The sequence below is a fragment of the Phycisphaerae bacterium genome (assembly GCA_019636475.1).
GTDB lineage: Bacteria > Planctomycetota > Phycisphaerae > UBA1845 > UTPLA1 > JADJRI01.
In genome coordinates this window covers 535,348-547,786 of record JAHBXN010000002.1, presented here as the reverse complement: position 1 = coordinate 547,786, position 12,439 = coordinate 535,348, and the positions used below count along the sequence as shown (strand labels likewise).

The window sequence follows — 12,439 nt, the reverse complement described above, 5'->3', positions numbered from 1 at the left end:
GGATGCGATCAGCGATTTTGACGGCGTTGATGGTGGTGCTGGTCGGCGGCGCCGCCGGTGTCGTGGCCAACGTGACGTATTACAAGCTGCCGTGGCTTCGCGAACGAAGCACGCGCGCCGATTCGCCGTCGCTGCCGCCTCCCGCTCATGGCAATTCGGAGCAGGGCTCGCAATCCTCCGGAACTGATTCGGAACCGTCATCAAGAGCCGCCGAGCCGGCGGCAAATCCCTGCGCGCCGCGACCGGGTGACAAGCCAATGACAGTTCGAATGGAGTGCGTTCTGGAGTATCTTGAGAAGGGCGGCGCTTATATAGTTGATGCCCGCGAACAGCACGATTTCGATGAAGGGCGCCTGCGTGGCGCGTTCCATCTGCCGTCCAGCGCGATTTACGCGAATATCCAGGGATTCATGGCCACGGGCGCGCAGGTCGACGACGTGATCATCGTGTATTGCGGCGGCGGATCGTGCGAGGCGAGTCATAATGTGGCCGATGTCCTGCACGACGATTTCCAATATCAGAAGGTTTTCGTTTACGAGGCCGGTTGGGAAGAGATCGAGCGGTCGGGCCGCTTCGGTGACTATGTGGAATCAGGGGGCGCCCAGTCATGACAACGCCGTTGAAACCCATTGCTGTCGGTTCCGATGACCTGGGGCATCAGTCGAAGGCGCCCATGTTGCTGGGCCTCGCATGCGCGTTGATCGTCGGGGGATATTTTCTTTACGCGGCATACTTTAAGATCACGGACGTTCGGCAATTTGCGGTCGAGATCAAGAACTACAAGCTGGCGTGGTTGGAAGAACGCTTCATTCACATTCCCGCCATCCTGATTCCGTGGATCGAAGCGGCGGCGGCGATCGCATTGATCGTGCCGCTGACCCGTCGGGGTGGGGCCATTGTAATTGGCGGTCTGCTCATATTTTTCGTCTATGCCGTTTATGACGCGGCCATCGTTCGCAATCTTAAAATCAGTTGCGGATGTACGGGTAAGGACAGCGGACAGGCGGGCTGGCTGACAATCGGGCGGAACTTTCTGTTGCTGGCGGCGACGCTTGCGTCGGTCTATTTACCGACCTGGCGATCGAAGTCAGTCGCCTCGGTTGAGCCGTCGGGCGTGGCGAGCGGCTCGCCGGCCGCCTGAGTCGGTCTGTACTTCCGATGAGCCGCGCTGCGCTGTTCGAGTGCGGCGAATCCTTCACAAAATCTGACGTGACGAGCCCGGGTTGGGTCGGCAGGCCATGACAGACTACTGGTCGGTCGTGGCAGCGAGATCCAACAACGGCGGGAACGAGATGGGTGCCCTGGCGAATGCGATTGCTGCTTCGAATTCTTCGCGCCACTGTGCGGCAAACGCGGGAATCCACATCTTCGCGGCTTCATCCAGTGAGACATCCCGGCCGAGCGCGTGGGTCAGCGATTGACGGTATCGGGCGATTGCCTCGCGTTGCCCGCGAATGGCTGTCCTCTGAATGATTGCGTCGTCCTGAGGGCGATCGTATTGATTCTCGGCTTGTGTTAATGCCGAGTCGCGGGAAGCGACCGGCGCGTTGTTCTGATCAGTACTGTCGCCGGTCGGGTGAACAGAGTCGTTCTGGATTGTGGCCGCCATTGCATCTCGTATCGGCGATATCGTTGTGCAGGATTCGGACGGCGCGGATGGGAAGAAACCTCAGGTTCCGAGAATGGCCGGGCTTTTCAGGCTGAAAAGTGGTGTGTTGCGTCGCCTGGCGTCTGAAAGTGGATCGCTATCATTCGCATTAGGAATTGAGCAGTGCGTTTACGAAGGCGGGGATGTCGCGCGCATCGATGCGGCTGTCGTCGTTCAAGTCCGCGCGGCAGTGTTCGGGTGGAGCGTCCAGTCCGATGAGCACGCGGACGAAGGGCACGATGTCATCTGTTGTGAGGCTGCCGTCGTTGTTGTAGTCGCCTGGAATACAGGGCGTGGTGTATTGTGTGGCCGGTATTGCGATGCCAGCGACAGCGGTGAGACCGTTCGCGATCTCGATGACTTCCGCGTAGTCGAGAGCATCTCCGTCGCCGTTGATATCCCGGACCGCCAGGAGTGTGCCAGCCGGCGCGGCGGAGGCGACAATCAGAGCTTGGTCGTCAATCGCGATCAGCGTTGGTGATGTCAAGGCGGTGGCGTATAGCTGCACTTCGTTGAAATCCAGGGCATCGTCGTCTCGCGTGTGATCGATGATTTTCAGCAATTCACCCTGGGTGGTTCGTGTCAGGAATGCGACATCGACTGCGGCGATTGAGAGATCGTTGCAGCCTGCGATGTTCTCGGCGTATGGCAGGTTCTCGGCGAAGTCGAAGTAATCGCCATCGCCGTTTCTGTCGTGGAGGATTCGCATTGGGGTGGCGGCGGAGTCCTGCAGGATGAGTAGGATTCCGTCGGGACGGACCGCAATGGCCTTCGGTGAAGTCAGCCCGGATGCAACCGCGGTTACTTCATTCAGGTCCAGTGCGTCGCCGTCGGCGTTGTCGTCGTGAATGCGAAACAGTGTACCGTCGAACTCGCGGGCGGTGAGCAGTGCTCCGTCGGGCATCCGCGCCAGTCCGCGCGGCAGGCTCGAAAAATCGGGCAGAACGGCGAAGGTCTGCACTTCCGCGAAGTCCAGTGCATCGCCGTCGGCGTTGAGATCTTTGATGGCAAGGATTCGGGCCGGCTGCCCCGCAATCACATACAACGCCTCGTCGGTGTGCAAGAGTGCGCCGAGAGACTGCGGCAGGCTGTCGGCGTAGTTTGTAATCTCGGCGAAGTCCAGGAAGTCGCCGTCTCCATTGAGGTCGACGAGCCGATCGATTCGCCCGGGCCGGGCAACAAAGAGGGTTTCCGCGGAATGTGCGGCGGCTTGAACGCAAAAGAGAACGAGATGCGTCAGGATAATGGCCCGTTTCATGACTGCCTCCTTGCGGGTAGGTTAGCGTAAATGCGGTTGAGATCGAAGGGAGTGTCCGGTTGGCTGGGCATGGCGGGTCGGGCGAAATTTCGAGGGAATGTGGTTCGGGGTCGGCGCCCTATCAAGCGCTAGGTCGGCTGCAATGATTCGCTGAGTCGCCGTTTTTGCAAGACGCACGTCTATTTATTTAGGAGAGCCTATCCCGGTTTGCGCGTTAAATGCTGGAATGATCTGGCGCGGATCGGTATATTGGCCGTTGCAAGTGTTCGGAAACGTTCGGTTCGTCAAGCTCACATCCTAATTCTCTCGGAGTGGATGCCATGAATACGTGGTCCGGAGGCTCCAGCGTTGAAACTCTGTCGAGTCAGGCCGGCGGTGGCGGGGCGCTGCAAAATATAGACAAACGTCTATATTGTCGGGCAGGTGTCGGTTACGTTCTGCTCGGCGCCGCGGCGGTTCTGTGTTATGCGACAATCGTTCGCGCGCAGCCTGCATTTCCCGGCGCGGGCGATGACACGTTCGATTCCAAGCTGACGTTCAAGGTCACGCTGAGCTCGAGTCTCGGTGGTCAGACCTTCAACATCACGATGCAAGGGCCGACCTGTGTTGCGCGCAGCGCGCCGCACTCGCAGGCGACTGATCCGTCGGGGCCGATGGGCGCTGGTGCGTGCGCGGGCGGTCCGGCCGGAGCGGTGGACGATGTGACGATCGGACTGCCGTTTCCCGCCGGTTTCAACAGCGGGGCCGGCGTGGACGAGATTCACACGCGCATGATGAACCTGCTCCTGACAGGTTCGGGTTGGACGCTTCGCGCGGGCGCTTCGGCACCGGCTTCGCCGGCATCATACGGCGAAGTTGAATCGCGCGGCGGCGCGTTTGGCTTTGGCGGCGGCGGCGCGGACAGCTTCTTTAATATCTACTTTGAGATTGATGTTCCGGCGTCAGTCGCTCCGCCCAACGGACTGACGTTGTTTAATGCCGAGGCGCTGACAGTCGAGGCGAATGGCCTGACATCGCTGCCGCCCGCGGGAAGCACTTATATCCACACCCATAGCATCAAAGGGCGGGTGATGCTTTTTGATCGCTTGACTGGTTGCTTCGTGGGCTGGATCGAAGAGGGCGGCCACGGCGTACAGAATATCGAACCGCCTTATCTGTCGCAGATTCCGCGGAAGCGGCCGCTCGTTTTCTCGGTGGATTGCTTTGCAGAGGGCTTGCTGATTCCGGGGCCGTGCGGCGCTCTGGGTCATGCTCCGCCGAACGATGTGTTTGCGCTGGGAATGGCCACGGGACAGGGTGCCTGGGGCTATGCGACCGAGGGCGAGATCTTTCAATCTTCTGGAAAGACGCTTGGCGTTGGTCCGGACATGACCAATGTGGATCGTTTCTCAGCGGCACTGGGGCTTCGTGCTGCGCCGGGAGTCGGCCCCTATCGGGGACCGTATTCGCCGAACCCCGGGGCGCCGAATCCGTCGCCCGCGCCGCCCGGCGGAGTGAGTGGGTCACTCGGACTGGTGCCGCGCGACAACATGGATGCGCTCTCGTTTGGCCGAGATCGCGGCGATACGCTTCTGTTCAGCGTCGATCCGCTTGCGTTGGGTGCGGCCGGGTCGGCTGTTCGGTTTCATTCAATTCTCTCGCCGCAGGCGGCGGCAATCGGAGGAATCGGGGTCGTGCCGAGCAACGGTGGGGGTGACCCGGGCAATGAAGCGGCCGGCGACATTTACATTTCACCGAAATTCGGACCGTTTCCGCCGCCGGGCTGGCCTGTGAACCCGTTGATTCCGCCGACACCTCTACTTGCGCAGGCGGCTCCGCCCGGTTCGAACCGGATATACCACGACGAAATCGATCTGGGGCTACAAGCGCCGGCGAATCGGCACTCGGCATTGTGTCAGCCGGGCGCGTTTGTCTCCAATCCGGGCGGCGGCGGTGGCGGCGCCCTGTCGCTCGGCCCGCCCATTATTCCGGCGGGTATCGGCAAAGATCTGGAGGCGAAGGACGAGATCGTCGCGGCGTCGGGAATCGCAAAGGCCGATGCGGAAGTGCTGCAAACGTCGGTGCTCATGCTTCCCACAATTCAGGACGAACTGCTGCTGGCGAAAGTGATCGACCGCAAATCGGGTGAGGTCGTAGGCGTGGCACTGGACAAAAGCGGCACGCCTGTCGACACGGCATCTGCGCAAAAGCAGGAGTCAGACGCCTACAACGCAATCTACGGAAAACTGAACCACCGGCTTGCACAGCGACTGCAAACCGCAAAGAGCGATGACGTGATTGCGGTGGCTGTCTGGCTGGACGCGCCGGACACGAGTGGGGCCGCGGATTCGGTACGGGCGCAGGGATTCGAGTTGGACGGCGGCCGTCCCGTCGGCGATCAGGCTGATGCCGCGCGCGAGATGCTTCTCGTCGAGCGGTCAAAGATTTATGAGGCGAGCAACGCGCCGACAGCGAACGCCATTGCGGCGATTGGAGCACAACTTGACTATGTGGGTCGCCTGTCACCGCTGGTGTGTGCGACGGGTACGGCGGCTCAGATCAGACAGATTGCGGCGCTACCCGGCATCGACAGAGTGTATGAATCAACCGAGCTGGTGGACAAACTCGGCATATCGAATTCGGCGGTTCAAAACTCGGTGATGAAGTTTAACGGGCACACCGGCGCCGGGATCGTCGTGGGTGTGATCGAGAGCGGAATCGCCGATTTCGCGAATCAATATCTTGATCATACGGCCGGTGTTTCGTTTCGGCGGGGGTTTCAAATCGTAGTTAACAATGCAACGGGGGCGGCCGCCGCACGGCTGCAAGTGACATTTGCCGGTTCGGGCGGCAACGTGTTCGTCGAGCCGTACTTTGTCTTTGTGGCACCGGAAGCCAACGCCCCGGCGTGCGGCGCGCCCAGTGTTCCTTCGAATACCGCCGTGACGAATACGATCGACCTTCAGTTCGGCGCCAACTGTGTCGACGCGGGCGCATCGTTACTGGCGATCGTCTACACCACGGGCGGGCCATTGACGTTCGCCGGCGGCAACTGGCTGAATGCGGCCAATGCAAACCTCGGGGCCGTCGGAGCCGCCGATATCACGATTACAAACTACACCGGCGGCAACAATCACGCGACGTGGGTCTCTGGCGTAATCGCGGCGCGCCGCGACGCGGGCGATCCGGCATTTCCAGCGGGCATGGGAGAGGGCATGGCGCCGAGCGTCTCCCTCCTCAGCGGCAACATGGCCGGCTCGCGCAGCGGCATTTTCGAGCCGATCGCCGGCGGAAACGGAACCTGCGACACGGCCGCTATGGGCGATGACACTCAGATGGTGGCCAACGGCGCGGCCGCCGCGCCCGGGCAGCAACTGATCGGGCTTGGGCCGAATGCTCAGCTTGAAACCACAGTCGGCGGCGATGATGTGCGTCGCTATGGCATCCCGGGCAACGTGGCCAACTTCGCGGCTGCGGTGGAATGGGCGCTGACCAACAATGCAAAGATTCTGAACATGAGCATCGGCGAACCGGTGAGCGATCTGACCTTCGATGTCAGCGACCGCTTCGTCGATCACATCGTGTATGAGCATTTTGTCGCCGTCGCCGTTGCGGCGTCGAACGAATGCGGATCGATCTACGAACCGGGCGGTGGAAACGGGACGTGCGACACGGTGGCAGCCGGTGACGACGTCCAGATCGTCGCCAACGGGGCGGCCGCCGCGCCCGGCCAGGACCTGATCGGCGCCGGCCCGAACGGAATCATCGATACGGTTCCTGGGGGGGACGATGTTTCGACGCCGGCCATCTGGCGGTGCGAAGTGACCAGCCCGGGCCTGGCATACAATGCGATCACGGTCGGGGCGACGGACGATCTGAACACCGCGGCGCTGGCTGACGACATTCGAGCGGAGTTTTCCTGCCATCGCGATCTGGCGGGCGACTACGAAAAGCCGGAGGTCTCCGCTCCGGGCACGAACATCATGTCCACCCACCCGACTCCGCCGGCCAATGCGGTGTCGCCGCCGCCGGGCGTGTCGGGAACAAGCTTTGCAACGCCGCACGTGGCGGGATACATCGCGAACATGTTGTCAATGGACGGCTCGCTGGCGAACTGGCCGGAAACCACGAAGGCCATCACGATTGCGTCGGCCAAGCGCAACACCTATGGCAATGCGATTGAGAATCTCGGCGCGGTGAATTGGGACGGCATGGAAGGCGCCGGAACGATCTGGATTGACAAGGGTCACGAGATCATGAATGCCGGTCACTACGACCGGAAGGTTGTTGTTGCCGGCGATTTTCCGCGGAACCGGATCGTCAGCGCGGATGCGGGCGAGCAGTTCCGCTACGCCATCGCCTGGTCGACCCACACCGTTTCCGGCGGAACGAATCACCAGAATGTCACCGGCGATACGCTCACCGCGGATCTGGATGTGTATGTCTATGACTGCACCGGTCAGCTGATTGCCTGGTCCAGCTCGTTCAATAACGCCTACGAGGTGGTCGCATTCATCTCGCCCCGGAAGCAGAACTACCGGGTTGAAATTCGAGCGTTCCGATTCGACGCCGCGACGGAATACCTCGGAGAAGCATGGAATGCTGATGATCCGATCTGCGAGGAAGACAATCTCGATGCGCTCGAAGTCAGCGACGGCGTCGTGATCGACGCCAATCTGGACGGCATCCCCGACGGCGGCACGCGGTACGCCTTCTTCTCGATCAAGTCCATGTCGCCTTCGCACAACCGTCCGAATCCGTATCCGGGCGGTTCGACGCCCAATGATCCGGGCAACCTGGTCACGCCGGATGACATACTCGTGTCTCCTCCACCCGGCGGCCCTCCGCTCGCCTTCGCCATCTATGCGAGCGGCGTCGGCGATATCGGCCTGCTGCCGGGTGATGATCTGGACGGACTGGTTCTACTGGACAACGGGGGGCCGAACGGCATCATGCAGCCGAATTTCGATATCGCGCTGTTCACGCTGGCCCCGGGTTCACCGTCGCTCGCCGGACTGAATCCGAATATGCCCTTCGGTGCGGCCATCTACTCACCCGGTGATGTTTTCATGACGTCGTTCAACGGTGTGATTCTGATGTACGCGCCGGCCGGCGCGATGGGATTGCAGCCGACCGACAACGTCGATGCCCTCGATATCGGCGGTGAGCTTCCACCAACTGATCCACATGCCACGCCATCGGCACCCGGAACGACCTATGTCGATTTCGGCACCGGCGGATCAAACCCTGCCATCCCGGCGAGCTTTTTCGGTCCGGGGTCGGACCCGTTTACCGGTCGCATCGATCTGACAGGCCTGCCGATCGATCCGGCGCGCTACGGCAATGCGTCCCTGCTGGTGCAGCGGTCAGCCGACCCGTCGCTGGCGGATGATCCCGTCGGAACGGTCCGGTCGGTTGAAATTGAGCTGGTTGAGCTCAATCTCGTGTCGCTTCAGCCGATCACGGTGACGTTCGGAGGCGGAAACAACCCGCAACAATGGGACGTTCGTGTTGCGCTCTCGCCGACGGTCACGCCGCTCGGGTCGTTGACTGCGCAGAAGACCCATCCGAACGGCGGCACCTTCAACAGCACGCTTCCGGTGCAGCCGTTTCTGATATTCACACGCGTCGGGAACCCCGGCTCGGTCGTAACGCTTGACACCGGCGCGGAAGGACTTCCGCCGCATCTCTTTACGGCCGTCAATACGCCTTACGTGCATACGGTGCATCCGTCGCTGAATCTTGTCACGGCCTCGAACGGTTCGTTCGTACCCGGCGTGCTTGAGGCGACGCCCGGTGTGCCTTCGTCCCAGGTGCCGGTCGAGTGGGTGAATGATGATCCCGCGCTGCCGTCGCGGCATACCGTTCGGCCGCCCATCTATGTGCCGGTGACGACCTGTGATTGCCCGGGCGATTTGTCCGGCAACTCGGCGGTTGAACTCGGAGATATTCCATTGTTCGTCACGGCGCTGTTGAACAACGTAGTGGACGATTGTGCGGACATGGACGGCTCCGGTTTTGACGATGGCGTGGATATACAGCCCTTCGTTGCCGCGCTGGTGAACCAGGTGGTTTGCACGCCTTCGCTGGGCGCTTGCTGTCTGCCGGATGCGACGTGCAATGACGGCGTCACCGCGACGGACTGCCTCTCACTTGGCGGTCAGTATCGAGGTCACGGGACGACCTGTTCCGGCGTCACCTGTCCGGTGTACAGCTGCATTCCGCCGGGGGAGGACTGCTGGATCACGCCGTGCGGCACGTCGCTGTACGAATTCTCGGATTATCCGATTCCGGCCGGCTTCTTCGATCCGGGTTCAGAGCCGTTTACTGGATCGGTGATTCTGGGCGGCCTCCCGATTGGTCCGTTCGGAACCGATACGATTGTCAGGCGCGTGTCCGATCTTTGCTTCTCCGAGCCGCTGCCCTCGGCGGATTCCGTTCCGATTGAGATTGTGGCCCTGAGTCTTCAGAGCTGCGCGCCGATCACGGTGAACTACAACGGCGGGGGTACGCAGCAATGGCATGTGGCGGTGGGTCTGTCGGTCGTGCCGGCGCCGCTGGGTATCATGACCGTGACCAAGACCACCGCGAACGGTGGAACGTTTGATACGGCTTTCTTCATCCAGCCACGATTCACGTTTACACAAGCCGGTAATCCGGGCAACGTGCGCGTTCTGGACACCGGACTGTCGGGCATTTCCGTCATGCAACTCGACGGAACCGGCATGCCGTGGGCGATCACGCCTGCAATTCCGGTGTCCGCATGCAGCCCGGGTTTTGTGCCCGGCATTGGTGACGGGGACACGTGTTGTTCGGAACAATGTCACTCGTCCTATGGCACGGCGCCGCACGATCACTGCGTCCAGGCTGCCGGGTGTGGCGAGTGCGAGCCGACCGGGGCGTGCTGTCTGCCCGGCGGCGCTTGCATTGACAACCAGACCTCGGGACAGTGCGGCGGCCTTGGCGGCAGTTTCCAGGGTGGCAACTCGACGTGCGCCGGATCAAACTGCGTGCCGATCGCCGGTGCGTGCTGTCTGATCAATGGAACCTGCATTGACGGGTCGTCACCTGCCGGTTGTGCCGCGCAGGGCGGTATCTATCAGGGCGACGGCTCCAACTGCGGTCTCGTGACATGTCCGACATCGATCTGCATTCCCGCGGGGATTGATTGCTGGGTGACTCCGTGCGGAGGATCGAATTATTCGTTTGCTGACCTTCCGTTGCCGAATAACTTCTTCGGACCCGGATCCGATCCCTTCACAGGAACCGTGATCCTGGGCGGGCAGCCCAGCGGTCCGTTCGGGACGGACACGCTCATCCAGCGTCAGGGCGATCTGTGCTTCCAGCAGCCGCCCCCATCGAGCGCGACCGTTCCGATTCAGTTGGTCGCGCTGAGTCTGCAGAGCTGTCAGCCGATCACAGTGACTTACAATGGTGGTCAGAATCCCGAGCAGTGGAACGTTCTGGTTCAACTCTCGCCGATTCCCGCGCCGCCGGGTTCACTGACGGCCACGATGTTGACACCAACCGGCGGTACGTTTGACTCAGTCATCTTCGTGCAGCCTTTGTTCGCGTTCTCTCGCGTCGGTCCGCCCGCCACGGTCAATTTCGACACAGGCGCTCAAGGCATTCCGCCGATGCAGATCGGCAGCTCGGGTGCTCCGTGGACACTCAATCCCATTTCGGGACCGACCTGCAGTGGCGGCTGGGCGCCGGGATATTCGGATGAGCCGACACCCTGCTGTGAGGAAGTCTGCCATTCGTCATTCGGGCAGGCGCCGCACGACCATTGCGTCCGTGCGCCGGATTGTCCACAGTGCGAGTCGAATGATGACTGCGGTTCGGCTACGCCGCTCCCGGTGCCGTCCGTCACCATGGGCACGAACGTCGGCGCGACCGATGATCCGTCGCCGCCGCCATGTGGCGTCTCGACGCCGAATCAGGGCGTCTGGTATTCGATCGTCGGCACGGGCACGACCATCACGATTTCCACGTGCAGCCCCGCGACGACATTCGACACGATGCTGGAGGTTTTCAGCGGAAGTTGTGTCAGTCCGATCTGCGTGGCCGGCAATGATGATGCGTCGCCGAGCTGTCCTTCAGGCAGTACGAAATCGACCGTCTCGTTCTGCTCTCAGCCTGGCGTGGTCTATTTGATCCGTGTCAGCGGCTGGTCAAGCAGCCAGGGTACGTTTGAACTGTCGATCTCTCACAACGGAGTTTCCTGTTCGGATCCGATCGGACGTTGTTGCCACAATGGCGGCAATTCGTGCAGCGATGTGACCGCTGTGGTTTGTGCGGGTCTTGGCGGGACCTGGAGCGCCAGCTTGAACTGCGGCACGAATCCATGCTCCATTGCGCCACCGAACGACAGTTGCTTCACTCCGTTGCTGATCGGTGAAGGACCACATCCGTTTTCGACGATCAGCGCGACGACGGACGGGCCGTCGCATACGGCCGGAGAGTGTCAATTCGCTGGTCCGGTACAGCAGAATGTGTGGTTCCAATACACGGCAGGCTGTTCGGGAACGTTGACCGCCACGACATGCGAGCAGCTTGGCGGATCGGCGGACTTCGACACGCGGATCGCAATTTACGCCACAACGGATTGCAGTTCTCTCTTCAGTGCCCTTGTGGGATGCAACGATGATGACACGAACAATCCCTGTGGCGGCAGCGGTTCATGGCATTCGACGGCCACCGCGAGCGTGGCAGCCGGACAGACCTATCTGATCAGCCTTGGTAGTTTTGTCGGCAGCTCCGCCACAGGTTCGGGTGTTTTGAACGTGACTTGTTCGCCCGCATTGCCGGGGGCGTGCTGTTTCGGCCTGTCCTGCGGTGACGGATTCGATGAGATTTCGTGCGCGGGCGGCGGTGGCGTATTCCAGGGCGCCGGAACAAACTGCGGAATCGTGACATGCTCCAGCAATGCCGGCGCGTGCTGCTACCCGGGCGGCGTCTGCAGCGAATCCATGGATCCGGCGTCCTGTCTGCTGAGCGGCGGCTCCTACAATGGTGATGGCAGTATCTGCTTCGAGTCGGGAATCACTTTCTCGCGCTTCCCGGCGCTGCCCATTCCGGACAATTCGCCGACCGGTGTCTCGGATGCGATGTTCGTGCCCGATCCTTCCATCGTGTCTGACGTGAACGTGACACTCAACATTCAGCACACGTGGGTCGGCGATCTGTGCGTGATCCTGCAACATCTGGATACCGGCACTTCGGTGAACCTGATTGCGCGAATGGGTGTCGCGTCGCCAACCGGCTGCCACGTCGGGAGTCCGTTCGGTTGTAATGCGGGTAATCTGGTGAATGTGGTGCTCGACGACGAGGGATCCGTACCGATTGAGACGCAGTGCCAGCCCAATCTGACCTCGCCACCGAACTATACGTCGAACAGCGTACTTGCCCTTTTCAATGGCGAGCAAGTGAGTGGGACGTGGATCCTCACCGTTTCAGATAACGCCGCATCGGATACCGGAAATCTGAATTCCTGGTCGTTGTCCTTCAACGGAGTCAGCCCTTGTCCGTGACGCGCGAGCCTTGAAGGCGAG

At 61.3% G+C, this 12,439-nt stretch carries 5 protein-coding genes; 3 read left to right on the top strand and 2 right to left on the bottom strand.

Going from position 1 to position 12,439, the window contains the following annotated elements; genetic code table 11:
- The first annotated feature begins 2 nt into the window (after positions 1 to 2).
- Both KF841_05235 and KF841_05230 read left to right on the top strand, forming a co-directional pair.
- Positions 3 to 611, top strand: coding sequence for a rhodanese-like domain-containing protein (locus tag KF841_05235; GenBank protein ID MBX3394749.1), 609 nt, complete (start codon positions 3 to 5; stop codon positions 609 to 611).
- Positions 608 to 1,141, top strand: coding sequence for a hypothetical protein (locus KF841_05230; GenBank protein ID MBX3394748.1), 534 nt, complete (start codon positions 608 to 610; stop codon positions 1,139 to 1,141). Before KF841_05235 ends, KF841_05230 begins: the two co-directional genes overlap by 4 nt.
- Positions 1,142 to 1,246: 105 nt before the next feature.
- Here the strand turns inward: KF841_05230 and KF841_05225 are convergent, their stop codons facing one another.
- Positions 1,247 to 1,609, bottom strand: coding sequence for a hypothetical protein (locus tag KF841_05225; GenBank protein ID MBX3394747.1), 363 nt, complete (start codon positions 1,607 to 1,609; stop codon positions 1,247 to 1,249).
- Positions 1,610 to 1,757: 148 nt separating this feature from the next.
- A complete protein-coding gene (locus tag KF841_05220; protein ID MBX3394746.1) occupies positions 1,758 to 2,906 on the bottom strand; it encodes a hypothetical protein in 1,149 nt (382 codons plus the stop codon).
- Positions 2,907 to 3,226: 320 nt separating this feature from the next.
- Between KF841_05220 and KF841_05215 the strand changes: the two genes are divergently transcribed.
- Positions 3,227 to 12,418: a S8 family serine peptidase gene (locus KF841_05215; protein ID MBX3394745.1), complete on the top strand. Its 9,192-nt coding sequence runs from the start codon at positions 3,227 to 3,229 to the stop codon at positions 12,416 to 12,418.
- Positions 12,419 to 12,439: the final 21 nt, after the last annotated feature.

Coding starts and splice junctions, on each gene's coding strand:
- KF841_05235 (MBX3394749.1), top strand. CDS start 3: ATGCGATCAGCGATTTTGACGGCGTTGATGGTGGTGCTGGTCGGCGGC.
- KF841_05230 (MBX3394748.1), top strand. CDS start 608: ATGACAACGCCGTTGAAACCCATTGCTGTCGGTTCCGATGACCTGGGG.
- KF841_05225 (MBX3394747.1), bottom strand. CDS start 1,609: ATGGCGGCCACAATCCAGAACGACTCTGTTCACCCGACCGGCGACAGT.
- KF841_05220 (MBX3394746.1), bottom strand. CDS start 2,906: ATGAAACGGGCCATTATCCTGACGCATCTCGTTCTCTTTTGCGTTCAA.
- KF841_05215 (MBX3394745.1), top strand. CDS start 3,227: ATGAATACGTGGTCCGGAGGCTCCAGCGTTGAAACTCTGTCGAGTCAG.